The organism is Streptomyces cinereospinus, assembly GCF_042430725.1.
Classification (GTDB): domain Bacteria; phylum Actinomycetota; class Actinomycetes; order Streptomycetales; family Streptomycetaceae; genus Streptomyces; species Streptomyces cinereospinus.
Genome location: NZ_JBHMCY010000007.1, coordinates 78,979 through 103,882, shown reverse-complemented (window position 1 = coordinate 103,882; position 24,904 = coordinate 78,979). Strand labels below are relative to the sequence as shown.

Annotated in this window: 25 protein-coding genes, 3 pseudogenes and 1 riboswitch; of the genes and pseudogenes, 13 read left to right on the top strand and 15 right to left on the bottom strand. The window is 73.8% G+C overall.

Going from position 1 to position 24,904, the window contains the following annotated elements:
• Positions 1-42 precede the first annotated feature (42 nt).
• From ACFF45_RS05695 to ACFF45_RS05675, 5 genes are all read right to left on the bottom strand, one after another.
• Complete coding sequence (locus ACFF45_RS05695) at positions 43-183, bottom strand: hypothetical protein (RefSeq protein ID WP_381342711.1); 141 nt, start codon at positions 181-183, stop codon at positions 43-45.
• A gap of 4 nt (positions 184-187) precedes the next feature.
• Entirely contained in the window at positions 188-328 is a 141-nt protein-coding gene (locus ACFF45_RS05690; RefSeq protein WP_381342849.1) for a hypothetical protein, read from the bottom strand.
• Positions 329-332: 4 nt separating this feature from the next.
• The gene (locus ACFF45_RS05685) at positions 333-473 is read right to left on the bottom strand and encodes a hypothetical protein (protein ID WP_381342711.1); all 141 of its coding nucleotides are present in this window, start codon (positions 471-473) and stop codon (positions 333-335) included.
• 4 nt (positions 474-477) lie between these two features.
• Positions 478-1,878 (bottom strand): alpha,alpha-trehalose-phosphate synthase (UDP-forming), encoded by a 1,401-nt coding sequence (locus tag ACFF45_RS05680; RefSeq protein WP_381342708.1) that lies wholly within the window; start codon positions 1,876-1,878, stop codon positions 478-480.
• A 73-nt stretch (positions 1,879-1,951) separates the two neighbouring features.
• A complete protein-coding gene (locus ACFF45_RS05675; RefSeq protein WP_381342706.1) occupies positions 1,952-2,896 on the bottom strand; it encodes a glucosyl-3-phosphoglycerate synthase in 945 nt (314 codons plus the stop codon).
• Between the two features lie 170 nt (positions 2,897-3,066).
• Positions 3,067-3,208: riboswitch (SAM riboswitch) on the top strand.
• A gap of 18 nt (positions 3,209-3,226) precedes the next feature.
• On the opposite strand from ACFF45_RS05675, the gene thrC reads away from it, so the two are divergent.
• The 6 genes and pseudogenes from thrC to ACFF45_RS05645 all read left to right on the top strand — a co-directional run.
• Positions 3,227-4,516: a threonine synthase gene (gene thrC / locus ACFF45_RS05670; protein WP_381342703.1), complete on the top strand. Its 1,290-nt coding sequence runs from the start codon at positions 3,227-3,229 to the stop codon at positions 4,514-4,516.
• The gene (locus ACFF45_RS05665) at positions 4,513-4,788 is read left to right on the top strand and encodes a MoaD/ThiS family protein (RefSeq protein ID WP_381342700.1); all 276 of its coding nucleotides are present in this window, start codon (positions 4,513-4,515) and stop codon (positions 4,786-4,788) included. Before thrC ends, ACFF45_RS05665 begins: the two co-directional genes overlap by 4 nt.
• 441 nt (positions 4,789-5,229) lie before the next feature.
• Positions 5,230-5,433, top strand: a complete 204-nt coding sequence (locus tag ACFF45_RS05660; RefSeq protein WP_004929928.1) for a cold-shock protein — start codon at positions 5,230-5,232, stop codon at positions 5,431-5,433.
• A 306-nt stretch (positions 5,434-5,739) separates the two neighbouring features.
• On the top strand, positions 5,740-7,362 hold the full coding sequence (gene groL / locus ACFF45_RS05655) for a chaperonin GroEL (RefSeq protein ID WP_189700303.1): 1,623 nt from the start codon (positions 5,740-5,742) through the stop codon (positions 7,360-7,362).
• A gap of 188 nt (positions 7,363-7,550) precedes the next feature.
• Positions 7,551-8,681, top strand: coding sequence for an NADH:flavin oxidoreductase (locus ACFF45_RS05650; RefSeq protein WP_381342698.1), 1,131 nt, complete (start codon positions 7,551-7,553; stop codon positions 8,679-8,681).
• A gap of 79 nt (positions 8,682-8,760) precedes the next feature.
• Positions 8,761-9,108, top strand: a pseudogene (locus tag ACFF45_RS05645) (MFS transporter); the annotation flags it as partial.
• A gap of 10 nt (positions 9,109-9,118) precedes the next feature.
• Here the strand turns inward: ACFF45_RS05645 and ACFF45_RS05640 are convergent.
• From ACFF45_RS05640 to ACFF45_RS05625, 4 genes are all read right to left on the bottom strand, one after another.
• Positions 9,119-9,688, bottom strand: coding sequence for a hypothetical protein (locus ACFF45_RS05640; protein ID WP_381342696.1), 570 nt, complete (start codon positions 9,686-9,688; stop codon positions 9,119-9,121).
• Between the two features lie 294 nt (positions 9,689-9,982).
• Positions 9,983-11,395, bottom strand: coding sequence for a PTS transporter subunit EIIC (locus tag ACFF45_RS05635; protein WP_381342693.1), 1,413 nt, complete (start codon positions 11,393-11,395; stop codon positions 9,983-9,985).
• 16 nt (positions 11,396-11,411) lie between these two features.
• A complete protein-coding gene (gene murQ, locus ACFF45_RS05630) occupies positions 11,412-12,347 on the bottom strand; it encodes an N-acetylmuramic acid 6-phosphate etherase (protein WP_381342691.1) in 936 nt (311 codons plus the stop codon).
• A 50-nt stretch (positions 12,348-12,397) separates the two neighbouring features.
• Positions 12,398-13,354 (bottom strand): MurR/RpiR family transcriptional regulator, encoded by a 957-nt coding sequence (locus ACFF45_RS05625; protein ID WP_381342688.1) that lies wholly within the window; start codon positions 13,352-13,354, stop codon positions 12,398-12,400.
• 55 nt (positions 13,355-13,409) lie between these two features.
• On the opposite strand from ACFF45_RS05625, the gene ACFF45_RS05620 reads away from it, so the two are divergent.
• Both ACFF45_RS05620 and ACFF45_RS05615 read left to right on the top strand, forming a co-directional pair.
• Complete coding sequence (locus ACFF45_RS05620) at positions 13,410-13,793, top strand: DUF8819 family protein (RefSeq protein ID WP_381342686.1); 384 nt, start codon at positions 13,410-13,412, stop codon at positions 13,791-13,793.
• The gene (locus ACFF45_RS05615) at positions 13,790-14,050 is read left to right on the top strand and encodes a DUF4031 domain-containing protein (protein WP_381342683.1); all 261 of its coding nucleotides are present in this window, start codon (positions 13,790-13,792) and stop codon (positions 14,048-14,050) included. Before ACFF45_RS05620 ends, ACFF45_RS05615 begins: the two co-directional genes overlap by 4 nt.
• Here ACFF45_RS05615 and ACFF45_RS05610 read toward each other — a convergent pair.
• Positions 14,047-15,156 (bottom strand): GNAT family N-acetyltransferase, encoded by a 1,110-nt coding sequence (locus tag ACFF45_RS05610; RefSeq protein WP_381342681.1) that lies wholly within the window; start codon positions 15,154-15,156, stop codon positions 14,047-14,049. The genes ACFF45_RS05615 and ACFF45_RS05610 overlap by 4 nt on opposite strands.
• A 10-nt stretch (positions 15,157-15,166) precedes the next feature.
• Positions 15,167-15,828 (bottom strand): annotated as a pseudogene (locus ACFF45_RS05605) (HD domain-containing protein).
• A gap of 38 nt (positions 15,829-15,866) precedes the next feature.
• Between ACFF45_RS05605 and ACFF45_RS05600 the strand changes: the two are divergent.
• Together ACFF45_RS05600 and ACFF45_RS05595 are read left to right on the top strand one after the other, a co-directional pair.
• Positions 15,867-16,544 (top strand): maleylpyruvate isomerase family mycothiol-dependent enzyme, encoded by a 678-nt coding sequence (locus tag ACFF45_RS05600; protein ID WP_381342678.1) that lies wholly within the window; start codon positions 15,867-15,869, stop codon positions 16,542-16,544.
• A gap of 186 nt (positions 16,545-16,730) precedes the next feature.
• On the top strand, positions 16,731-17,423 hold the full coding sequence (locus ACFF45_RS05595; protein ID WP_381342675.1) for a copper homeostasis protein CutC: 693 nt from the start codon (positions 16,731-16,733) through the stop codon (positions 17,421-17,423).
• Between the two features lie 375 nt (positions 17,424-17,798).
• Here ACFF45_RS05595 and ACFF45_RS05590 read toward each other — a convergent pair whose 3' ends face one another.
• Positions 17,799-19,838 (bottom strand): HelD family protein, encoded by a 2,040-nt coding sequence (locus tag ACFF45_RS05590; RefSeq protein ID WP_381342673.1) that lies wholly within the window; start codon positions 19,836-19,838, stop codon positions 17,799-17,801.
• Between the two features lie 287 nt (positions 19,839-20,125).
• Between ACFF45_RS05590 and ACFF45_RS05585 the strand changes: the two genes are divergently transcribed.
• Both ACFF45_RS05585 and ACFF45_RS05580 read left to right on the top strand, forming a co-directional pair.
• A complete protein-coding gene (locus ACFF45_RS05585; RefSeq protein ID WP_381342670.1) occupies positions 20,126-20,320 on the top strand; it encodes a hypothetical protein in 195 nt (64 codons plus the stop codon).
• A gap of 17 nt (positions 20,321-20,337) precedes the next feature.
• Positions 20,338-21,429, top strand: a pseudogene (locus ACFF45_RS05580) (glycosyltransferase 87 family protein); the annotation flags it as partial.
• Between the two features lie 20 nt (positions 21,430-21,449).
• Here the strand turns inward: ACFF45_RS05580 and ACFF45_RS05575 are convergent.
• Positions 21,450-23,093 (bottom strand): DNA repair helicase XPB, encoded by a 1,644-nt coding sequence (locus ACFF45_RS05575; protein ID WP_381342668.1) that lies wholly within the window; start codon positions 23,091-23,093, stop codon positions 21,450-21,452.
• Between the two features lie 50 nt (positions 23,094-23,143).
• On the opposite strand from ACFF45_RS05575, the gene istB reads away from it, so the two are divergent.
• The gene (gene istB / locus ACFF45_RS05570) at positions 23,144-24,364 is read left to right on the top strand and encodes an IS21-like element helper ATPase IstB (RefSeq protein ID WP_381342839.1); all 1,221 of its coding nucleotides are present in this window, start codon (positions 23,144-23,146) and stop codon (positions 24,362-24,364) included.
• Here istB and ACFF45_RS05565 read toward each other — a convergent pair.
• On the bottom strand, positions 24,342-24,572 hold the full coding sequence (locus ACFF45_RS05565; protein WP_381342666.1) for a hypothetical protein: 231 nt from the start codon (positions 24,570-24,572) through the stop codon (positions 24,342-24,344). The two genes, istB and ACFF45_RS05565, sit on opposite strands and share 23 nt — an antisense overlap.
• Before the next feature lie 88 nt (positions 24,573-24,660).
• Positions 24,661-24,789, bottom strand: coding sequence for a hypothetical protein (locus tag ACFF45_RS05560; RefSeq protein ID WP_381342664.1), 129 nt, complete (start codon positions 24,787-24,789; stop codon positions 24,661-24,663).
• Positions 24,790-24,904: the final 115 nt, after the last annotated feature.

Genomic DNA, 24,904 nt, shown 5'->3' with positions numbered 1-24,904 from the left:
CCACCGTGCTCGGCCCACCGCCCCGCCCGGGCGTGCACCGGGTCAGGCGGTGGGCTGCTCGCGCAGCGCGTTGAGCTGGTCGAGGAACCAGCGGGCCGGGGGCAGGGCGGTCGCGGCCGCCGCCAGCCGCTTGGCGCGGTCGGCGCGACCGTGCTCGGCCCACCGCCCCGCCCGGGCGTGCACCGGGTCAGGGGGTGGGCTGCTCGCGCAGCGCGTTGAGCTGGTCGAGGAACCAGCGGGCCGGGGGCAGGGCGGTCGCGGCCGCCGCCAGCCGCTTGGCGCGGTCGGCGCGTCCGTGCTCGGCCCACCGCCCCGCCCGGGCGTGCACCGGGTCAGGCGGTGGGCTGCTCGCGCAGCGCGTTGAGCTGGTCGAGGAACCAGCGGGCCGGGGGCAGGGCGGTCGCGGCCGCCGCCAGCCGCTTGGCGCGGTCGGCGCGACCGTGCTCGGCCCACCGCCCCGCCCGGGCGTGCACCGGGTCAGGCGGTGGGCTGCTCGCGCAGCGCGTTGAGCTGGTCGAGGAACCAGCGGGCCGGGGGCAGGGCGGTCGCGGCCGCCGCCAGCCGCTTGGCGCGGTCGGCGCGTTCGCCGGGCCGCATCGACAGCGCCTCGTGCAGCGCCCGGGCCGTGCCGGTGATGTCGTACGGGTTCACCCCGACCGCGTCCTCGCCCAGCTCCTCGTACGCCCCCGCCTCGCGGGACAGCACCAGCGCGCATCCCTCGTCGGACACGACCGGCACCTCCTTGGCGACCAGGTTCATGCCGTCCCGGATCGGGTTCACCAGCGCCACGTCCGCGAGCCGGTAGGCGGCCAGGGAGCGGGCGAAGTCGTCCTTCACGTGCAGCACGACCGGCGTCCAGCCGGGGGTGCCGTACCGCTCGTTGATCTCGTCCGCCACCCGGCGCACCTCGGCGGTGTAGTCGCGGTACACCGCTAGGTCCTGGCGCGAGGGGTAGGCGAAGGCCACGTGCACCACCCGCTCGCGCCACTCGGGGCGGTCGTCGAGGAGCTGCCGGTACGCCAGCAGCCCGCGCACGATGTTCTTCGACAGCTCGGTCCGGTCGACCCGGACGATCGCCTTGCGGCCCTCGCCGATCTCCGCCCGCAGCGCGGCCATCCGCTCCTCGACGTCCGCCTCGCGCGAGCGCCGCCGCAGGAAGTCGGCGTCGGCACCGAGGCCGTGCACCCCGACCCGGGTGCCGCCGAGCCCGCCGGCGAACGCCTCGCAGCACGCCGTGAAGGCGTCCGCCCACCGGTGCGTGAGGAACCCGAGCCGGTCCGCGCCCAGCATGCCGCGCAGCACCTGCCCGGCGACGTCCTCCGGCAGCATCCGGAAGTACTCCGGCGGCGCCCACGGGGTGTGCGAGAAGTGGCCGATCCGCAGGTCCGGGCGCAGCTCGCGGAGCATTCCCGGCACCAGCGTCAGGTGGTAGTCCTGCACCAGCACCGCCGCCCCCTCGGCCGCCTCCTGCGCCAGTGCCCGGGCGAACGACCGGTTGTACGCCTCGTAGGCCGCCCACTGGCGCCGGAACCCGGCGTCGAAGACCGGCTCCAGCGGGGTCTGGTACAGCATGTGGTGCACGAACCACAGGACCGAGTTGGCGATGCCGTTGTAGGCGTCCGCGTGCACGCCGGCCGGGATGTCCAGCATCCGCACGCCGGACTCGCCGACCCCGCGCCGCACCGCCTCGCGGTCGCCGTCGCCCAGGGCGGAGCACACCCACAGCGCGCCGGCGTCCGGACCGATCGCGGAGAGGCCGGAGACGAGCCCCCCGCCACCGCGTTTGGCGTGCAGCGAGCCGTCCTCGCGCACCCCGTACGAGACGGGGCCGCGGTTGGAGGCCACCAGTACCTGAGCAGGACCGTACGTCGAAGCCATACGCCTCAACCTAGCCCTCTCCCGAACCGCTCAAACGTACGGTTCGAGCCCGGCGGGGGACCGTATACGACGGTCAGGCCACCTTCCGGGCCGCGTACTCCGCGATCTCCAGCATCGGCGGCCGTTCCTCGGTGTCCACCGAGTACGTCCGCGGCTCGAAGCCGTCCTCCACCCGCTCGAACTGGGTGAGGCAGGGGCGGACGAGGTGGCCGCGGGCCAGCCGCAGCTGGGCCGTGCGGTAGATCGCCGCCGCCATCCGGCCGAGCGCCTGCCCGTCCTGGTGCCGGTGCTTTCGCACCCCGACGTCCACCTGGGCCAGCGCGTCGAGACCGGCCAGGTGCAGGGCGTCCACCAGCATGCCCAGCTCCACGCCGTAGCCGACCGGGAACGGCAGCTGCTCCAGCAGCGAGCGCCGGGCGGCGTACTCGCCGCCGAGCGGCTGGACGAAGCCGGCCAGCTGCGGCCAGTGCATGTTCAGCAGCGGGCGGGCCATCAGCTCGGTCACCCGGCCGCCCTGCCCGGCCGCGTCGCCCAGGGGGCGGTCGTACATCGCCTTCACCAGGGCGATCCCCGGGTCGGTCAGCAGCGGGCCGACGATGCCCGTGACGAAGTCCGAGGAGAACTCCCTGAGGTCCGCGTCGACGAAGCAGACGATGTCGCCCCGTGTGACCAGCAGCGAGCGCCACAGCACCTCGCCCTTGCCGGGGACGGCGGGGACGCGCGGGAGTATCTCGTCGCGGCGCACCACCCGGGCGCCCGCCGCGGCGGCCACCTCGAAGGTGCGGTCGGTGGACCCGGAGTCGACCACGACGACCTCGTCGACCAGCGGCGCCCGCTGCACGAGGTCGCGCCGGATCACGGCGACGATGTCGCCGACGGTCTCCTCCTCGTTGAGGGCGGGCAGCACGACGCTGACCGACTGGCCGGTGCCGCGCTTGGCGGCCAGGATCTGGTGGAGCGGACGGTCGGCCAGCGACCAGGAGCGGGTGCTCAGCCAGCGCTCGACTTCTTCCAGCACGGTCCGATGCTCCTCTGCGTTCTCTAGGCGAGCGACGACGATTGTGATCCATCTCGCGGTTCGGACGGCTATCTCAACTGTCCTGGCCTTCGGTTACAGTCTTGGACAACGCTGATGACCATCGCATGTCGGGGGTCGTCCGCGCCCAGCACCGCACAACAACCACATACAGCTCATCCAGAGGGGCAGAGGGACACGGCCCGATGAAGCCCCGGCAACCACCCTGATCCCGGACTCGTTCACGCGAGGCTCCCGGCCAGAGAAGGTGCCAATTCCGTCTCACGGCGAGATGCGTCGTGAGGAAGATGAGGAGAAAGGGCCTCGCCTCACATGGCTGTGCAGACTGTCGAGAGCAGCACCGGCAACCCCGCCGTCGACCTCGGTCCCGCCGCGGCGCTTTCCTGCCGCGAGTGCGGTCACCGCGTCCCGCTCGGCCCGGTCTTCGCGTGCGAGGAGTGTTTCGGCCCGCTGGAGATCGCTTACGACTTCTCCGCGTACGACGCCGAGGAACTGCGCAAGCGCATCGAGGCGGGACCCGCGAACATCTGGCGCTACGCGCCGCTGCTGCCCGTCCCCGCCGACGTGGCCGGCAAGCCGAACCTGAACCCCGGCTGGACCGAGCTGGTGCAGGCCGACCGCCTCGCCCGCGCGCTCGGCGTCGAGCCCGGCAGGCTGTTCGTCAAGGACGACTCCGGCAATCCCACGCACTCCTTCAAGGACCGCGTGGTCGCCCAGGCCCTGGAGGCCGCGCGGGCCTTCGGCTTCACCACGCTGTCCTGCTCCTCCACCGGCAACCTGGCGGGCGCCGTCGGCGCCGCCGCCGCCCGGGCCGGCTTCCGCTCCTGCGTGTTCATCCCGCACGACCTGGAGCAGGGCAAGGTCGTGATGGCCGCGGTCTACGGCGGTGAACTCGTCGGCATCGACGGCAACTACGACGACGTGAACCGCTTCTGCTCCGAGCTGATCGGCGACCCGGCCGGTGAGGGCTGGGGCTTCGTCAACGTCAACCTGCGGCCGTACTACGCGGAGGGCTCCAAGACCCTGGCGTACGAGATCTGCGAGCAGCTCGGCTGGCGGCTGCCGGAGCAGATCGTCGTCCCCATCGCCTCCGGCTCCCAGCTCACCAAGATCGACAAGGGTCTCCAGGAGCTGATCAAGCTCGGCCTGGTCGAGGACCGGCCCTACAAGATCTTCGGGGCGCAGGCGGAGGGCTGCTCGCCGGTGTCCACCGCGTTCAAGGCGGGGCACGACGTGGTGCGGCCGCAGAAGCCGAACACCATCGCCAAGTCGCTGGCCATCGGCAACCCGGCGGACGGGCCGTACGTGCTGGACATCGCGCGGCGGACCGGCGGCGCGGTGGAGGACGTGACGGACGAGCAGGTGGTGGACGCGATCAAGCTGCTGGCCCGGACCGAGGGCATCTTCGCCGAGACGGCGGGCGGGGTGACGGTGGGCGTCACCAAGAAGCTGATCGACGACGGCCTCCTCGACCCGACGAAGACCACCGTCGTGCTGAACACCGGCGACGGCCTCAAGACCCTCGACGCGGTGGCCGGTACCGGCCTGACCGCCACCATCCGCCCGAACCTGGACTCCTTCCGAGAGGCTGGCCTCGCATGAGCGTGACCGTCCGCATCCCCACCATCCTGCGCACCTACACCGGCGGTCAGGCCGAGGTCGCCGCCGAGGGCGGCACCCTCGGCGAGGTCATCGCCGACCTGGAGAAGAACCACACGGGCATCGCCGCCCGGATCCTGGACGACCAGGGCAAGCTGCGGCGGTTCGTCAACGTGTACGTCAACGACGACGACGTCCGCTTCGAACAGGGGCTGGAGACGGCCACCCCGGACGGCGCCGGCGTGTCGATCATTCCGGCGGTGGCCGGCGGCTGAACCGCCGCGCGTATTACCGTGAGTAACCGCGGTTACTCGATGTTCATCTGATTGCCCCCTCCGTGAGAGAAGCGGAGGGGGCAATTCAGTGTGGTTGAGCGCGATACAGTTGGGGAACACGATGCGGATCGCCATGCCGGGCGCATATGAGTCCCGGCCCGGGTGCGATGAGATGTAGCCAAAGTGTGTGGCGCATTTGTGTCTTTCATGCCTTTTGTGGAGCCCGACTTGCCCTGAATTCGGGTGAATTCTCCGTAAATCACCGAGCGTTCACGCCCGGATTTCTCGTCCGATTGACCTGTTGCGGACGGCAGTTGGGCAGATACATTCGGCCGCGGTCGACGCGTTCCGGCGCACGCCCCCCAGTCAATGGCGGGCGAGGTCTGACCCGGATCCGCGAAGTGTGGATCTGTGCAAGGGCCAGTAATAGGGGAGTTAGGCATGGCTCAGGGCACCGTCAAATGGTTCAACGCGGAGAAGGGGTACGGCTTCATCGCGGTCGACGGTGGTGCGGACGTCTTCGTCCACTACAGCGCGATCCAGATGGACGGCTACCGGACCCTCGAAGAGGGCCAGCGGGTCGAGTTCGAGATCTCGCAGGGTCAGAAGGGTCCGCAGGCCGACATGGTTCGCCTCAGCGCCTAGCGCGCGACCACCGCATGTGACGTTCTGTTCGAAGGGCCCGTGCCTCCCGGGGTGCGGGCCCTTCGGCATGTACGCGGCCGGGTGTCGGCCACGTACGCGGCCGGATCCCGGGAGCCGCTTGCACTCGGCAGGGGCGAGTGCTAATCATTGCGTTAGCACTCTGAAGGTGAGAGTGACAACGAAGGACCGGGTCGGTGAGGCCCGCAGGCCGGGTGGGGCAAGGAACCACGAGGCAGGCGAGCCGTCCGTCGCGGGCGCGGGCGCGGTCCGAAGGAATCACCCCCAGTCCTGGAGGGACCACTTCACATGGCCAAGATCATCGCGTTCGACGAGGAGGCGCGGCGCGGCCTCGAGCGCGGCATGAACCAGCTCGCGGACGCCGTGAAGGTGACGCTCGGCCCCAAGGGCCGCAACGTCGTCCTCGAGAAGAAGTGGGGCGCGCCCACGATCACCAACGACGGTGTCTCCATCGCCAAGGAGATCGAGCTCGAGGACCCGTACGAGAAGATCGGCGCCGAGCTGGTCAAGGAAGTCGCCAAGAAGACGGACGACGTCGCCGGTGACGGTACGACCACCGCCACCGTCCTCGCCCAGGCGCTGGTCCGCGAGGGTCTGCGCAACGTGGCCGCCGGTGCCAACCCGATGGCCCTCAAGCGCGGCATCGAGAAGGCCGTCGAGGCCGTCTCCGGTGCGCTGCTCGACCAGGCCAAGGAGGTCGAGACCAAGGAGCAGATCGCCTCCACCGCCTCCATCTCCGCCGCCGACACCCAGATCGGCGAGCTCATCGCCGAGGCGATGGACAAGGTCGGCAAGGAAGGCGTCATCACCGTCGAGGAGTCCCAGACCTTCGGTCTGGAGCTGGAGCTCACCGAGGGCATGCGCTTCGACAAGGGCTACATCTCGGCGTACTTCGCCACCGACATGGAACGCATGGAGGCGTCGCTCGAGGACCCCTACATCCTCATCGCCAACTCCAAGATCTCCAACGTCAAGGACCTGCTCCCGCTGCTGGAGAAGGTCATGCAGTCGGGCAAGCCGCTGCTGATCATCGCCGAGGACGTCGAGGGCGAGGCCCTGTCGACCCTGGTCGTCAACAAGATCCGCGGCACCTTCAAGTCCGTCGCCGTCAAGGCCCCGGGCTTCGGCGACCGCCGCAAGGCCATGCTCGGCGACATCGCCATCCTCACGGGCGGCGAGGTCATCTCCGAGGAGGTCGGCCTCAAGCTGGAGAACGCGACCCTGGACCTCCTGGGCCGCGCCCGCAAGGTCGTCATCACCAAGGACGAGACCACCATCGTCGACGGTGCCGGCTCCGCCGACCAGGTCGCGGGCCGGGTGAACCAGATCCGTGCCGAGATCGAGAACAGCGACTCGGACTACGACCGCGAGAAGCTCCAGGAGCGTCTGGCGAAGCTGGCCGGCGGCGTGGCCGTCATCAAGGCCGGTGCCGCCACCGAGGTGGAGCTCAAGGAGCGCAAGCACCGCATCGAGGACGCCGTCCGCAACGCGAAGGCGGCCGTCGAGGAGGGCATCGTCGCCGGTGGTGGCGTGGCCCTGCTCCAGGCCTCCCAGGTGTTCGAGAAGCTGGAGCTGGAGGGCGACGAGGCCACCGGTGCCGCCGCGGTGAAGCTGGCCCTGGAGGCCCCGCTGAAGCAGATCGCGGTCAACGCCGGCCTCGAGGGCGGCGTCGTGGTGGAGAAGGTGCGCAACCTGACCCCGGGCCACGGCCTGAACGCCGCGACCGGCGAGTACGTCGACCTGGTCAAGGAAGGCATCATCGACCCGGCGAAGGTGACCCGTTCCGCGCTGCAGAACGCCGCCTCCATCGCCGCGCTCTTCCTCACCACCGAGGCCGTCATCGCCGACAAGCCGGAGAAGGCCGCGGCCCCGGCCGGCGGCGGCATGCCGGGCGGTGACATGGACTTCTGATCCTCGCCGAGGATCGGATCCGTCCGACGGTACCGAGGGCGGCACTCCCTGGAGACAGGGGGTGCCGCCCTCGGGCGTGTCCGGGGTCACACCGGAGCCGGGGAGGCGGTGGAATGCGGCCGCCGCCCAGGCAGTTGATGCTGTGCAAGTATGCACATGCATTGATCGTCGTTCCCAGGAGCCCCCACATGACCGTCACCGCCTCCACCGGCCCGTCCCGGGCGGCCGAGATCCTGTCCCGGCCCTTCACCGTGGGCGGGCTCACCGTCCCCAACCGGATCGTGATGGCGCCGATGACCCGCCAGTTCTCCCCGGGCGGCGTCCCGGGCGCGGACGTGGCGTCGTACTACTCCCGGCGCGCGGCGGCGGGCGTCGGTCTGATCGTCACCGAGGGCACCTACGTGGGCCACGAGTCCGCCGGGGACAGCGCCGCCGTCCCGCTCTTCCACGGCACGGAACCGCTGGCCGGATGGGCGAAGGTCGTCGAGGAGGTGCACGCGGCGGGCGGCAGGATCGTGCCGCAGCTGTGGCACATCGGCATGGTGCGCCGCCCCGGCCGGCCGCCGTATCCGCAGGCGCCGGCGGTCGGCCCGTCCGGGCTGCGGACGGACGGCACCGAGGGCGCCGGCCGGGTGATGACCCGGCGGGACGTGGACGACGTCGTCGCGGCCTTCGCCGAGGCGGCCGCCGCGGCCGAGCGGATCGGCTTCGACGGCGTCGAACTGCACGGCGCCCACGGCTACCTCATCGACCAGTTCCTGTGGGCCGGCACCAACCGCCGCACGGACGCCTACGGCGGTGACCCGGTGGCCCGGACCCGGTTCGCGGCGGAGATCGTGGCCGCCGTGCGCGCCGCGGTCTCGCCGGACTTCCCCGTGATCTTCCGCTACTCGCAGTGGAAGCAGGACGCCTACGACGCCCGGCTCGGCGAGACCCCCGAGGAACTGGAGGCGGTCCTGACCCCGCTCGCGGCGGCCGGCGTCGACGTCTTCCACGCCTCGACGCGCCGCTACTGGGTGCCGGAGTTCGAGGGCTCGGACCTCAACCTGGCGGGCTGGACCAGGAAGCTCACCGGCAAGGCCGCCATCACGGTCGGGTCGGTGGGCCTGGACGGCGAGTTCCTCAAGGCGTTCCAGGGCGAGGGCGCCGGGGTGGGCAGCATCGACGACCTGCTGGACCGGCTGGAGCGCGACGAGTTCGACCTGGTCGCCGTGGGCCGCGCGCTGCTCCAGGACCCGCGGTGGGCGGCGAAGGTGCTCGCGGGGCGGTTCGAGGAGCTGGCGCCGTACGACGCGGCGTCGCTGGGGTCGCTGAGCTGAGCCGGGGGTGAGCGGGGGCGGCGTCCGTCCGGCGCGGGTGCCGCCCCTCGCCGCAGGAGCGCCTCTGCGTCATCGGCGCGCCGGCATCGGCTTCACCTACGGCTCGATGCCCGCGCTCATCATGAGTGCCGTACCGGCGTCGGAGACGGCCGCGGCGAACAGCCTCAACACGCTGATGCGGTCCATCGGCACCTCGGCGGCCGGCGCGGTGGCGGGCGTGATCCTGGCCCAGCTGACGACGGCGTTCGGCGCGTACGCGCTGCCGTCCCGGGACGGCTTCCGCACGGTCCTGGCGGTCGGCGCGGGAGCCGCGCTGCTCGCCTTCGCGGTCGCCTCGTTCCTGCCCCGCCGGACCCCCGCCGACCAGGCGCCCGGCGCGGCGCCCGCGACGGAGCAGCGGCCGCTGTCCGGGTCCGCCCAGGTGTGACCGCGACCGGTCACAGACCGCCCATCGGCTCGATGTCGACCCGCACCGGGGTGCCCCACACCCGCAGCACCTCGTAGTCGGTGAACTCGTGCACGAGCCGGTAGGCCGTCGCGGGCCGGGCGCCCCGCCGCTGGGCCGCCAGGTACAGCTCGGCCTCCCGCCGGTCCCGGCGCGGGGTGCCGCACAGCTGCCACTCCTGCCCGTTCCACAGCTCCGGCAGCCACCGCTGCTGGGGCTGCGGCCGGTCGCCGCGCACCCCGTACCGGGAGGGCGCGGGCCCGGCGGGCCGGGCGGGCGCGGCGGGACCGTTGAACTCGGCGCGCCGGGCGGCGCGGCGCCGGGTCTCGCACAGCAGGCACAGATCGGGCGCGCCCTCGTCGACGGGGCCCGACGGGTGTTCGGCGCAGCGGGTGCTGGGGGCGGCGCTCGTGACGCCCTCCTCCAGCAGGTTCAGCGCCCGCCGCAGATCGGCCCCGACCTCGTGCAGGCGGGCGTCCGGGGTGTCGGCGGTGAGCGCCTCACCGTGCTCGCCGAGCAGTCTGAGCGCCCGTCCCAGGGCGGTGAGCTGGGCGTGGTTCATGATCGGTGGCCTGTGGTCCTTCCCGGCGGCGGGGAACGCGCGAGTACTTCGAAACACCCCCGAGCCATGGTGGACCAGATCGCGCCCGGGCGTCATCCCCGACGTGACGGTGACGACGCCGGCGACGCTCCGTCGTGACCTCGGGCGGGAGCGCCGGTGGCGCGCTCTGCGCCCTGCCCGGCGCGGCGCTCTCCCGGGAGCCGCGGAGCCAGTACGCCGACCACCCCCCCTTCCGCACCCACGGCGGCCCCCGGGAGAAGAAGGCACCGTCCTGCGAGGACCCGGGCGAGTTCGTCAAGCGGATCGCTCGGGTGTCCGGTCACCGGCCGTACACGCGGCGGTGGGCGTCAGTCCCACGGCGTACGTGGCCAGGAACCCCACCACGTACCCCGTCAGCAGCCCGCCCGCGTAGACCGCCGCCGTCGTCCCCGCCCCGCCGCTCCCCGCCAGCAGCGGGAACAGCGCCCACCCCGACGGCCCGATCGCCGTCGCGCCCACCGTGTCGCCGAGCATCGCGAACACGCCGACGAAGGCGCCGCCCGCCGCGCCGCCCGCGCAGGCGGTGAGGAACGGGCGGCCCAGGGGGAGGGAGACGCCGTAGATCAGCGGCTCCCCCACCCCCAGCAGGCCGGCCGGGAGCGCGGACCTGATGGTCGCCCGCAGGGCGGTGTCGTGGCGCAGCCGGACGTACACCGCCAGCGCCGCACCCACCTGGCCCGCGCCCGCCATGGCGAGGACGGGCAGCAGCGCGGTGTGGCCCTGCTGGTCGATGAGGGTGGCGTGGATCGGGATCAGGGCCTGGTGCAGGCCGAGCATGACCAGCGGCAGGAACAGCCCGCCCAGGATCAGTCCGGCGAGCACGCCGGTGGTGGTGAGGAGCCGGTCCGCGGCGGTGCCGATCGCCGCGGACAGGGCTCCGGCCGCGAACATCAGGCCGTACAGCGTCGCCAGGCCGGCGACCAGGACGGTCACCGTGGGGGTGACCAGGACGTCCAGGGACTCCGGGAGCCGCCCGCGGCACCACTTCTCCACGTACGTCCCCAGCAGCGCCGCCGCCAGGGCGCCCAGCACCCCGCCCTGGCCGGGCGACAGGGGCACGCCGAACGCCGTCACCTGCGCCACCCCCGGGTAGACCACGACCGCCGCGACCGCGCCGCCGAGGATGGGGGTGCCGCCGAACTCCTTCGCCGTGTGGTAGCCGACGAACACCGCGATCAGCGCCATGAAGGCGGCGGCGACCGTGCTCAGGGCGGGGGTCACGCCGGGCAGCCACCGGGCGTTGACCAGCAGGCCGTTGACGCCCGCGAGGACGCCGCAGCCGATCAGGGCGGGGATGAGCGGGACGAAGACGTTCGCCACCCGGCGCAGCGCCAGCTTCACCGGTGTCGCGTTGCGCCGCCGCCGCTCCTCCCGCAGCGCCTCGCCCCGCGCGGCCGTCCGCCGCGCCGCCGACCCGCCCAGCAGCGCCTCGAACTCCGCCGTCACCCGTGCCACCACCCCCGGCCCGAGCACCACCTGGTACGCGTCCCCGTCCACCACCAGCCCCAGCACCCCCGGCACCGCGCGCAGCGCCTTCTGCTCCACCCGGGCCGGGTCGGCCAGGCCCAGGCGCAGCCGGGTCATGCAGTGGGCGACGGCGGTGACGTTGTCGGGGCCGCCGACGCGGGACAGGATCGCGGCGGCGAGGCCGGCCGGGTCAGTGCGCATGACCCGAGGGTGCGGGTCAGCGGGCCGTCGCCCCGAGCGCCGCGCGCAGGTGGCCGCCGGACTCCTCCAGAAGGCGGGCGGCCGTACCGCCGTCCACCCCGCCGACGATCGTCAGGATCGCCGCCTTGACCTCGCCGTCGGTGGCGGCGAGGGCCCGCTCGACCTCCTCGTCCGGCGCGCCGGTGGCCAGCGCGACGATCCGGCGGGAGCGGGCGCGCAGCTTCTCGTTGGAGGCGCGCACGTCGACCATGAGGTTCCCGTACGTCTTGCCCAGCCGGATCATCGTGATCGTCGAGAGCATGTTGAGGACCAGCTTCTGGGCCGTGCCGGCCTTCAGGCGGGTGGAGCCGGTGAGCAGCTCCGGGCCGGCGACGATCTCGATGCCGTGGTCGGCGGCGGCCGCGAGGGCGCTGTGCGCGTTGCAGGCCAGGCCGACGGTGAGCGCGCCGCGGGCGCGGGCGTGCTCGACGGCGGCGACGGCGTACGGGGTGCGGCCGGAGGCGGAGACGCCGACCACCGTGTCGTCGGGGGCCAGCCGCAGCGCGTCCAGGTCGTGCCGGGCCAGGTCGGCCGAGTCCTCGGCGCCCTCCACGGAGCTGACCACCGCCTCCGGGCCGCCCGCGATCAGGCCGACGACCCGGGTGGGGTCGGTGCTGAAGGTGGGCGGGCACTCGGAGGCGTCCAGCACGCCGAGGCGGCCCGCGGTGCCGGCGCCGGCGTAGACCAGCCGGCCGCCGCGGGTCATCCGGGCGGCGATGTCGTCGATCGCCGCGGCGATCTGCGGCAGCCGGCGGGCGACGGCGGCGGGCACGAGGGCGTCCTCGCCGTTCATCAGCCGGGCGATCTCCAGGGTGGGCAGCCGGTCGATCTCCGACAGCTCCGGGCGGAAGGCCTCGGTGGTCAAGCCCGCCAGCTCGGCGCGCAGGTCACGGGGGCGGGGGGCAGAAGTCATGGCGGCGGTGGTCTCCGTGTCGTTCCCGTTGCGGTGGGGTGGGGTGCCCCTCAGGGGCGCGGTGGCGCACTGCGGTGCCGGTGGGCCAGCGCCTCGTAGGACGCGGACAGCGCCGGGGCCGCCCTCTCGTACGTCCGCTGCGCCACCCCGACGAACAGGCAGTCCACCACCAGCAGCTGACCGGTCCGGGAGGACATCGCCGCGGGCCGCAGCTCGCTCTCCCGGGCCGTGGACGTCGTCAGGACGTGGTCGGCGTACTGCGCGACGGGCCCGTCCGGGCGGCCGGTGATCGCCACGGTGGTGGCCCCGTGCTCGAAGGCCACCCGCAGCGGCTCGATGACGTCCCCCGTCGACCCGGAGTGCGTGACGGCGACGGCGACGTCACCCGCCCGCAGCTGCACGGCGTTGGTGACGGCCAGGTGGGGGTCGCTGTGCGCGTGGGCTATCAGCCCTATGCGCAGCAGCTTCTGCGTCAGGTCCTGCGCGACCAGCCCGGAGGCGCCGATGCCGTACACGTCGGTGCGCCGGGCGGCGGCGAGCGCGGTGACGGCGGCGCCGAGCTGGGCGGTGTCGAGCCCGGCCGCCGTGTCGGCGAGGGTCTGCTGCTCGTCGTGGGCGAGCTTGGCGACGACGTCGGCGATCGGGTCGTCGACCGCGATGTCGGTCGTGATGGCGGGGGCGCGTCCGGACTGCTGCTGGGCGGCGAGGCCGGCCAGGGCCAGCCGCAGGTCGCGGTAGCCGGGGTAACCGAGGAGGCGGGCGGTGCGCACGACGGTCGCCTCGCTGGTGCCGGTGAGTTCGGCCAGGCCGGTGACCGTGAGGGCCGCGCAGCCGGCCGGGTCGCCCGCCACCGCCTCGGCGACGCGCTGCATGGAGCGGGTCATGGACGGGGCGAGCGTGCGCACCTTGGCGGCCAGCGCGGCGGGCGCGGGGGGACTCGTGCGGGGTGCCGCGCCGGGCCCGGGCGGACCGCCGGTGCCGAAAGTTTCCTTCACTTCACGGGTCACAGGTGAAAGATATTTTCGGCTCGGTGGCGTGGTCAAGAGTGCGCACAATAGGGACATGGAACCCATCAGTCCCCTGGAGCAGGCGTTGCACGCGGCACGTGCCCTGGTGCTCGCCGACCTCGTCGCGGGCCAGGCCGCCGAGGCGGACGTCGTCTCGCTGGTCGAGGACTCCGTCGTGCAGCGGCGCTGGTGGGTGCAACAGTGGCCGGACGGCGCGGAGTACGTGGCCGGACTGATCGCCCAGGACGTCCAGGACGCCCTGCTGGACCGCTACGGCCGCTGGCCGCTCTGCCCGGTCTGCGGCCACGGCGACCCGCACGCCCTGGACGTCGAGCCCGAACTCGGCCCCGACCCGCACTGGGTGTGCCACAAGGCCGGCGTGAAGGTCGCGGCGATCGGCTCGCTGGGTTCGTGCGCCGGCGGGCCGTCCGCGTCGTGACCGTCTACATCGACCCGCCGACCTGGCCCGGCCACGGCCGCCTCTGGTCCCACCTGGTCAGCGACCTGTCCTACGACGAACTGCACACCTTCGCCGCCCGGCTGGGAGTCCCGCGCCGGGCCTTCGAACGGGACCACTACGACCTCCCGTCCCACCGCTACGCCGACGCGGTCGCCGCCGGCGCGGTGGAGGTCAGGAGCCGGGAGGTGGTGCGGCTGCTGCGGGAGGCGGGACTGCGCAGGCCGAAGGGGCGCTAGGCGGTGTCGCCGGGGCGTGCCCGCCGCAGCGCGTAGGCGAGTTGCTTGCCGTCGTCGCTCACCCGGGTGAAACCCGCCCGCTCCACCACGCGTTGCGAGGGCGTGTTGTCCCGGTCCACCGTCGCGAACAGGGTGCGGACGTCCTCCCGGGCCAGTGCCCAGGCCGCCAGGGCGCGCAGGGCCTCGGTCGCGTAGCCGCGGCCGCGGGCGGCCTCGGTGAGGTCGTAGCCGACCTCGGCGCGGCCCTCCTCGTCGGGGACGCCGTGGAAGCCCATGCCGCCGACCGCGCGGCCGTCCTCGTGGCGGACGAGGACGAAGAGGCCGAACTCCGGGCGGTGCACGCCCGCTTCGTAGGCCTTCGCGGTCATCCCCGCGGCCTCGCGGGTGCCTTCGAAGGGTCCGCCGTCGACCCATGTGAACCCGCCGTCGCCGCCCGCGGCGAGGTCGGCGGCCGCCAGCGGGGTGACGCCCTCCAGGGTGAGGCGGCCGGCGGGCAGGACCAGGTTGTTGCTCCAGCGCCAGTCGGTGACCCGGGCGCGGCCCGGCAGGTCGCCCCGGCCGGTGGCCCACAGCAGGGTGCGCCAGGGGTCGGCGGCGGGCTGGACGTGCGGGAAGATCGTGCCGAGGACGTAGCCGCAGAGGTCGGCGGACGGCACGTAGTCCAGGCCCAGGCCCTCGGCGATGTCGTGGGTGTGCAGCAGCACTTCGGCCACGCCCATCGCGGCGAAGCCGTCGCGGTTCGCGCTGCGGAAGGGGTACGGGTGGAAGGCGCGCACCTCGCGGGGCGTGGTGCGGACGGCCGCCGCGAGCAGCGCGCCCGTCGTCTCCAGCACGTCGAGCACGCCGTCGTTGCCGGTCGGCTCCGAACCGTCGTCGCCGTCGCCGTCGAGGACGATCTCGAAGGGCAGGTAGGCGTCCCGGGCGCGCCCGGCGAGCTGGCCCGCGTACGCCAGCAGGACGCCCGCGACGTGCCTGGCCGTCTCGCGGCAGCTCCAGGTGACGCCGCCCGCGCCGACCGCCCGCCAGTCGTGGTCCGTCGCCGTGCGCAGCACCGCGACGGCGCCCGCGACGGCCTGCTGTACCCGTTCCCCGCCCATGTCAGCCATGCAGCGCAGGCTAGGCGACCGGGCCGCCTGCGGACGACAGGATTTCCAGCTCGCCGCGGACGTTGTAACGGGCCGTCGCCTCCCAGTGCTCGGCACCGTAGGGGGTGCGGAACAGGCGGGGCAGGGCGAGCAGTTCGCGCAGCACGGCGGCCCGGCCCGCGCGGAAGGCGTCGGAGGGGACGAAGCCGTACTCCTCGCGGACGGCGGCCGTGTAGGCGGCGTACACCGACGGCGGCGAGCCGAGGATCGCCAGGTCGGCGTCGCACAGCACCTGGCCGTCGCGGTCGTCGTCGGCCGGGGCGTGGCCCGCGGTGAGCCGGACCAGGCGGGCGACCTCGCCGGCCCGCGCGGCGGTCAGGCCGGCCTCGCGGAGCGCGCGTTCGGCCAGCCGGGCGGAGCGTTCCTCGTTCTCGGAGCGGTCGGGGAGGTAGACGGCGTCGTGGAACCAGGCGGCGAGGCGGACCAGGTCGGGGTCGTCGGCGTACCGCTCCAGCGCGTCGACGTGGTCGAGGACCGCGGCCAGGTGGGCCAGCGTGTGGTAGTGGCGCTGCGGCTCCTGCCAGCGGGCGATCAGGTGGTCGGCGTACGGGGCCGGGTCGGGCCGCCCCCGGGGGCGCGGGCGGCTTCCAGCGTGCGGACGAAGCGGGCGCGCAGGGCGCTGGGGTCGGGCATGCCGTCCATTCTGGCCGTACACCCCCTAGCGTGGGCGCATGACTTCTGCTGACATGCACGGCGAGGTACGGGACCCGGAGCTGCCGGGGCGGCTGCTGGCGGTGGAGCGGGATCAGCTCATCCCGTGGTTGCGGGGGCGCGCGGACGGGGACTTCGCGGCGCCGGCCGAGGCGTGTCCGGGGTGGACGGTGCGCGATGTGCTGGCGCACTGCTCCGCGGCGCTGACGCGGGCGGTGGAAGGACGGTTCGAGGAGGGCGTGTTCTCCCCCGAGTCCAACGACCGGGACATCGCCGAGCGCGCCGACTGGACGCACGCCCAGGTCCTGGACGAGCTGGAACGCGGGATGACCGAGGCGGGGCCGGTGATCGCCCGGGCGGGCGGCGCGCTGGACGGGCTGGCGCTGGGGGAGTGGGTGCACGCGGGGGACGTGCGCGCGGCGCTGGGCGAGCCGGGGGCGTACGCCGGGGCGGGCCTGCCGTACGCGCTGGATCTGCTGGTCCGGATCACCCGGGAGCGGGGGCTCGTGCCGCTGCACGCCGACCTCGACGACATGGACGAGCCGCTGAAGCTCGGTGACCCGAGCGGGGAGCGGACGCCGGGGCGGTACATCGGTGACGCGCCGACGCTGGTACGGCTCTGCGCGGGGCGGCCGGTGGACACGGCGGGGTTCGAGCTGGCGGGGGTGGGGGTGGGGGAGCTGAACATCTTCGGGTGAGGCGGACCCGGGCGGACCCGGGCGGACCCGGGCGGACCCGGGCGGACCCGGGCGGGGCGGTGCGGCGATGCGGGCGGGTCCCGGGCGCCGGCGACGCGGTCTCGCAGGCCCGGTGCCCGCGGGCGTACCCTGAGATTGGACTAGACCTGTAGAGCCGCTTCGGGGAATGCCCGAGAAAGGGGTGCCATGAGCACGCGTGCAGTCCTGGAGGTGATCGCCCTCGACGCCGAGGACGCGGTCGCCGCCCAGGCCGGAGGCGCGGATCGCCTCGAACTGGTCACCGACATGGCGGCGGACGGACTGACCCCGTCCGTCGGGACCTTCGCCGCGATCCGGGCCGCCGTCGACCTCCCGCTGCGCGTGATGCTGCGGCCGGCGGACGGGTTCGCGGCCGGCGACGTGGAGGGGCTCGTCGCCGTCGCGGGCCGGCTGCGGGAGGCCGGGGCCGAGGAGTTCGTGCTCGGGTTCCTCGACGCCCACGGCGGGGTGGACCTGGCCGCCGTGGAGCGGCTGGCCGGCGTGCTGGACGGATGCCGGTGGACGTTCCACCGGGCGATCGACCGGGCGGCGGACCGGGACGCGCTGCGCAAGGCGCTGGACGGCCTGCCCGGCCTGGACACCTACCTGACGGCCGGGTCGGCCGGCGGGGTGGACGAGGGGCTCGCGGTGCTGCTCGCCGAGGCGGGGCGGCGCGGGGAGCCCGGGTACGAGCCGCGGGTCATGGTGGGGGGCGGCCTGCGGCTGGACCACCTGCCCGGCCTGCGGGCCGCGGGCCTCGACGCGTTCCACATCGGCGGGGCGGCCCGGCCGGGCGGCTGGGACCGACCGGTGTCGGCGACGGCGGTCGCCCGGTGGCGGGACGTTCTGGACGTCGGCTGACGCGCTGCGCGGCTTCGGGTGGCTCCGGCGGGGCTGACTCGGGCCGCGTCTTCGGGGCCTTGGGGGCGGAGGGGCGCCGCGTCCTCGGGGCCTGCACGTCGGCCGGTCCGCGCGGGCCGCGCCCCGGGGGTCCTGGGCGGGGAGTTGGGGTGGTGCGTCTCGGGGGGCTGGGGCGGGAGCTGAGGTGTCGTGCCCCGGGGTCCCGGGTGGGGAGTTGGGGTGTGAGCCCAGGGGTCCCGGGTGGGGAGTCGGGGTGTTGAGCCCCGGGGTCCCGGGCGGGGGTGAGGCGCGGTGCCCTCGGGGGTTTCTCCGGGAAGGGCCCCTGAGGCTCCGGGAAGGCCCCCGTATGACACCGCCCCCCAACGCCCCCGGCGCTCAAGCGAGTTGCTCCGGCAGGGGTGCCCTGTGCGTCACCGTCAGGCCCGACACCGCGCGGGTCAGGGTGACGTACAGGCGGCGCAGCCCCGTGCGCTCGTCCGGTTCGCCGTCGACGACGGCCTGCGGTTCGTCCAGGACGACGTAGTCGTACTCCAGGCCCTTGGCCAGGGAGGCCGGGACCAGGGTCAGGCGGGTGTCGTACGACGTCTCCTCGCCGGGGGCCAGGCAGCCGAGGCCGGCCGACCCGAGCGCCTCGGTGAGCGCCGGGATCCGGGCGTCCGCGGCGATCAGGCCGACCGAGCCCTCGTGGCGCAGCGCCTCGGCGCAGGCCGCCACCACGTCCGCGTCGCCCGACACCCGCCGCACCTCGAACGCCCCGGGGTTCTCCCGCACCGACGCCACCGGCGTCAGACCGGGCGCGATGTGCGGCAGCAGCCGGGAGGCGTAGGTGACGACGTCCGTCGGGACGCGGAAGCCCGCCGTCAGCTCCTCGATCACCGCGTCGTCCTTGCCGAGATGGGCGAGCGCCTCCCGCCAGCCGCGGGTCGCCCACGGCGTGGTGCCCTGCGCCAGGTCCCCGAGGACCGTCGCCGAGCCGGTGGTGCAGCGGCGGCCGACCGCCCGGTACTGCATGGGGGACAGGTCCTGCGCCTCGTCGAGGACCACATGGCCGAGCGACGGCGTACGGTCGATCAGGTCCCGCGCCTCGTCGACCAGCACCGCGTCCGCCGCCGACCACCGGGCCGACTTCACCGACCGCACCGCCTTCGCCCACCGGATCGTCTTCTGCTCGTCCTCGCTCAGCACGCCCGCCGCGTGCGCGGCGAGGAACTCCGCGTCGGTCAGCAGCCGCAGCACCAGCTTCGCCGGGTCCACGGCCGGCCAGATCGCCCTGACCGCCGCCTTCACGGCGCCGGTGCGGGCCACCGCGTCCTGCACCCGGTCGTCCGGCGCCTCGCCCGACTGCTCCATCCGCACCAGCACGGCGTGCGCGATCCGCCGCGGCAGCGCCTCGCGGGCGGCGCCGTACCGGATGCCCCGGTCCAGCAACTCCCGCACCATCTCCCCGACCTCGTACGCCGGCACCCGCCACCGCCGCGACCCGCGCACCACGACGACCGGCTCCGTGGGCGGGGTCACGTGCGCGTACAGCGCCCGGCGCAGCACCTGCGCCATCCGCGCGTCCCCCTTCACGAGCGCGGCCGCGGCGTCGTCCGTGCCGCACACCTCCACGTGCGCCACCAGGTCGTCGACCGTCGCCTGCCGCACCGACAACTCGCCCAGCGCGGGCAGCACCTGCTCGATGTAGTGGAGGAAGGAGCGGTTCGGCCCGATCACCAGGGTGCCCGTGCGGGCCAGCCGGTCGCGGTGCGCGTAGAGGAGGTAGGCCACGCGGTGCAGGCCCACCGCCGTCTTGCCGGTGCCGGGACCGCCCTGCACGCAGACCGTGCCGCCCAGCCCGCTGCGCACGATCTCGTCCTGCTCCGGCTGGATCGTGGCGACGATGTCGCGCATCGGACCGACACGCGGACGCTCGATCTCCTGCTGGAGCAGCCTGCTGGTCCGCGCCGCCTCGGCCGGGTCGGACAGGTGCTCGTCCTCGTACGCCGTCAACTCCCCGCCCGCGTAGCCGAACCGGCGGCGCAGCGCGACGTCCATCGGGTCTTTCCTGGAGGCCCGGTAGAACGGCTGCGAGACCGGCGCGCGCCAGTCGACGACCATCGGGTCGCCGTCCGCGTCGTGCACGTGCCGGCGCCCGATGTAGAAGCTTTCGCCGTGCGCGCCGGCGGCCCGCTCGGCGCCGGGGGCGCGCAGGTAGTCGAGGCGGCCGAAGAACAGCGGGGTGTCGCTGAGGTCGGCGAGGGCCTGGACGCGCTCGTCGATCTGGCGTGCCAGGATCTGGGCGTTGACCCAGTTCGCGGTGACGTCGCTGATGTCCAGCGACTCGACGTCCTCGCGCATCGCCCGCAGCGCGGCACGGGACGCGGCGAGGTGGGAGCGCTCACGGGCGAGCGGGTCGGCGGCGGGCGTGGACACGGCGGTGCCTCCGGGAAGCTGCGGGTGCGGTGACGATGCCTCCGGTTTCCGTCCGGACGGCGGCGCTCCCGAGGGGGAGGCGGGGCAGGAGCGGAGATTCTAGGCCGGCGGCCGAGGACGGGCCACCGAATATCTCCCCCCGTGCCGCCCGGGTGGCCCGCACGTCCCCTAGGGGACGCCCCCTCCCCCGGAAGGGCCGCGGCTCCCCCCGGAGGGCTACCGGCGGCCGCGCGGGTTCGGCCCCCGGACCGATGCCGCCCGGCCGGTGCGCGACCCACCATGGAGGCATGAGTGCAGCGACCTTCACCCCGGGCCCCGCCCCGGCCCGCCCGCCCCGCCCGTCCGGCGCCACGGTGCTCACCGGCAGCCACCGCCACCGGCTCGGCGAAGCCCTGCGGGCCGTGCGGATGTTCGCCGGTGCCGCGTTCGACGTGATCGTCCTCGGTGAGTACGGCGAGGAGGCGGGCGTCCGCCGCACGTGAGCGTCTAGTGTCACGGCGTGACGAGACGACCACGCTCGGCGGTTTCCGCGACAGTTCTCGCCGTCTCCGTCGCGGCCTTCGCCGCCCTGTGCGCCGTACAGCGCCCGCCGATGGCCGACGCCCTGGTGTACCGGGCCGAGGGCGCGGCCGTCCTGCACGGCCGGGACCTCTACGGCTTCACCGTCACCAGGTGGCGCCTGCCCGCCACCTACCCGCCCTTCGCCGCGCTCGTCTTCACCCCCGCCGCCTGGCTCCCCGTGGCGGCCCTGAAGGCCGGCTTCCTGGCCGTCAACACGCTGCTCACCGGCTGGCTGGTGCACCTGTCCGCCCGGCTCGCCGGCCTCTCCCCGGGCCGCCCGGCGCTCTGCGCGGCCACCGCCCTCGCCCTGTGGCTGGAGCCGGTCTTCCAGACGCTGCTGTACGGCCAGATCAACCTCGTGCTGGCCTGCCTGGTCCTGTGGGACCTCACCCGCCCGCCCGGCGCCCGGGGCCGGGGCGTGGCCGTGGGCGTCGCGGCCGGCATCAAGCTCACGCCGGCCGTGTTCGTCGTCTGTCTGCTGCTGCGGGGCCGGCACCGGGAGGCCGCCGCCGCGACGGCCGCGTTCGGCGCGACCGTCGCCCTCGGGACGCTCGCCCTGCCCGCCGCCAGCGCGGACTTCTGGCTGCGCCGCCTGTACGAGACCGGCCGGGTGGGCAAGCCGTGGATCGTGGACAACCAGTCGCTCCAGGGGCTGGTCGCCCGTGCCCTGGGCGAGCAGGCGCCGGGCCCGGCCTGGGTGGCGTCCGCCGCCCTGGTCGCGGGCACCGCCCTGTGGCTGGTCCGCCGCACGCCGGACGACCGCCACGCCCTGGTGCTGACGGCCGTCACCGCGCTGCTGGTCTCGCCGATCAGCTGGTCCCACCACTGGGTGTGGTGCGTCCCCCTGATCGCCGTGCTGCTGGCCGACGGCCGGACCCGCCTGGCGCTCGCCGTGACGTTCCTGTTCACCGCACGCACCCTGTGGCTCGTCCCCCACCGGGGCGACGCCGACCTCCACCTGCCGTGGTGGCAGCAGCCCCTGGCCTCGCCCTACCCCCTGCTCGGCGTGGCCGCGGTGACCGCGGTGGCGCTGCGCACGGCGCGGCGGCGTCAGCTGCCCGCGAGCAGCTCGTCCGCGTCCATGATCCGGTACGCGTACCCCTGCTCGGCCAGGAACCGCTGGCGGTGGGCCGCGAAGTCCTGGTCGATCGTGTCGCGCGCGACGACCGAGTAGAAGTGGGCCTGGTGGCCGTCGGCCTTCGGGCGCAGCACCCGCCCCAGCCGCTGGGCCTCCTCCTGCCGCGACCCGAAGGTCCCGGACACCTGGATGGCGACGGTCGCCTCCGGCAGGTCGATGGAGAAGTTCGCGACCTTGGAGACGACCAGGACGCCGATCTCGCCCTCCCGGAAGGCGTCGAACAGCCTCTCGCGCTGGGCGTTGGACGTCTCGCCCTTGATCACCGGCGCGCCGAGGTGCTCCCCGAGCTCGTCGAGCTGGTCGATGTACTGCCCGATGACGAGGATCTGCTGCCCGGCGAACCGGCGCACGATCGCCTCCGTCACCTTCCGCTTGGTCGCGGTGGTGGAGCAGAAGCGGTACTTCTCCTCCGGCTCCGCCGTCGCGTACGCCAGCCGTTCGGAGTCCGTGAGGTTGACCCGGACCTCCACGCAGTCGGCGGGCGCGATGTAGCCCTGCGCCTCGATCTCCTTCCACGGCGCGTCGAACCGCTTCGGGCCGATCAGCGAGAACACGTCCGACTCCCGGCCGTCCTCGCGCACCAGCGTCGCGGTCAGCCCCAGCCGCCGCCGGGCCTGGAGGTCCGCGGTGAACTTGAAGACCGGCGCGGGCAGCAGGTGCACCTCGTCGTAGACGATGAGTCCCCAGTCACGGGAGTCGAACAGCTCCAGGTGCGGATAGACACCCTTCCGCTTCGTCGTCAGCACCTGGTACGTGGCGATGGTGACCGGCCGGATCTCCTTGCGGGTACCGCTGTACTCGCCGATCTCGTCCTCGGTCAGCGAGGTCCGCCGCACCAGCTCGTGCTTCCACTGCCGGGCCGAGACGGTGTTGGTCACCAGGATCAGCGTCGTGGACTTCGCCTGGGCCATGGACCCGGCGCCCACCAGCGTCTTCCCCGCCCCGCAGGGCAGGACGACGACCCCGCTGCCGCCGTGCCAGAAGTTCTCCACGGCCTGCTTCTGGTACGGCCGCAGCGCCCAGCCGTCCTCGTCCAGCTCGATCGGGTGCGCCTCGCCGTCGACGTACCCGGCGAGATCCTCGGCCGGCCAGCCCAGCTTCAGCAGCACCTGCTTGATCTGCCCGCGCTCGGAGGGGTGCACGGCCACGGTGTCCGGGTCGATCCGGGCGCCCACCAGCGGCGTGATCCGCCTGGAGCGCAGCACCTCCTCCAGCACCGGCCGGTCGGTGCTGGTGAGCACCAGCCCGTGTGCCGGGTGCTTGCTCAGCGTCAGCCGCCCGTACCGGTCCATCGTCTCGGCGATGTCCACCAGCAGCGCGTGCGGCACGGGGTAGCGGCTGTACTGCACCAGCGCGTCCACCACCTGCTCGGCGTCGTGCCCGGCGGCCCGCGCGTTCCACAGCCCCAGCGGCGTCACCCGGTAGGTGTGGATGTGCTCGGGCGCCCGCTCCAGCTCCGCGAACGGCGCGATCGCCCGGCGGCAGTCGTCGGCACGCTCGTGGTCGACTTCCAGGAGCAGCGTCTTGTCGGACTGGACGATGAGTGGACCGTTCACGTACGTACGTTCCTTCCGCGCGGGCCAAACATCCAGTGTGCCTGATCGTTGTGCAGACCGTGCAGGACATCACACGAGCCCCGTCCCCGCCCACCACTACCCTCGGCTACGCGCTGTTCGCCACCCGATGGCTGCAGGCGCCGCTGTACTTCGGCCTGGTCGCCGCCCAGGGGGTGTACGTCTACAAGTTCTTCAACGAGCTGTGGGCGTTAATCCTCCGGTGCGTCACCGGGCAGGCCACCGAGACCTACGTCATGCTCGCCGTGCTGAAACTCGTCGACGTCGTGATGATCGCCAATCTGCTGATCATGGTGATCGTCGGCGGCTACGAGACGTTCGTCTCCCGGATCGGCCTCCAGGGCCACCGCGACCAGCCGGAATGGCTCTCGCACGTGAACTCCAACGTGCTCAAGGTCAAACTGGCCACCGCCATCGTCGGCATCTCCTCGGTCCATCTGCTCCAGATGTTCGTGGATGTGCACCACACCTCACGGCACTCCCTGCTGTGGGGCACGGTGATCCACATGGCCTTCATCGCGTCGGCGGCGATCCTGGCGTACATGTCGGGGCCGATGGCGGCGCAGGCCGAGCGGGCCCACCAGCCGTCGCACCACTCCCCGCGCCGGGACCCCGCCGAGGAGGCCCCGGCCGAGCCGGTGGTGATCCCCGCCCAGCGCGCGCAGGAGCCGAGCGCCGAGGAGCGGCTGCGGGCCGCCGGGTTCCCCGCCCGCAAGCTGCTGGAGGACTTCGACGTCGAGCACCCGCGCTCCTTCGGCCGGGAGACGGTGGCCCGGCTCGGCAAGCTGGACTTCGTCCCCGCCCGGCGCAACGTGGTGTTCGTGGGGCCGCCCGGCACCGGCAAGACGCACCTCGCCGTCGGCCTCGGCGTCCGCGCCTGCCAGGCCGGCCACCGGGTGCTGTTCGCCACCGCGGGGGAGTGGGCGGCGCGGCTGGCCAAGGCGCAGGCCGACGGCCGGCTCGGCGAGGAACTGCACCGCCTGGACGGCTACCCCCTGCTGATCGTCGACGAGGTCGGCTACCTGCCGTTCGACGCCGGCACCGCGCAGCTCTTCTTCCGGCTGGTCGCGCACCGCTACGAGCGCGGCTCGCTGGTGGTCACCGGTGACCGCCCGCTGGAGCGGTGGGACGAGGTGTTCGGCGGCCCCGCCGCCGCGGCGATGGTGGACCGGCTGGCCCACCACGCCGAGGTCGTCCGCCTGGAAGGGGACAGCTACCGGATGCGCCGGACTACTTCGGGATGGGCAGAGTGAGGTTGTTGACCAAGGGCTGGGCGAAGATGTGCCCGTCGACGTTGACGAGCGTCTCGCCCCCGCCCCCGCCTCCGACGATCGGCAGCGGCGGGGCCGGCGCCGCGGAGGCCTGCGGCGCGAGCGCGGCCACGAGGGCGGTGGCGGTCATCACCGCGGCGGCCGAGACGGCGAGCGCACAGCGGGCGCGGACGGGGAGCTTGGCACGCATGGGGACGTAGGCGCCTTTCGGAGCTGGATCGGCGGAGCGGGCCGGACCCGGATCGCGGGGACCGGCCCGCGGGGAACGCGGGGGCGCGTCAGATCGCCGGCGTCTCCAGGACCAGGCCGGCGACGTCGATGGCGATGGCCGCGGCCTGGGTGGTCAGGGCGCCGAGCATCACGGCGGTGGCGGACAGCACGGCGGCGACACGATGGGCAGCTCGCATGGGGGGTTTCCTCTCGGATGTGCTCGTCCGGGCCCCCGCAGGCGGGCCGGCCCGGACTGGGTCAGGACATCCGGTGGCTGCCCCGCCCCCGGCAGCGCGATGCGGGACGTGCCGC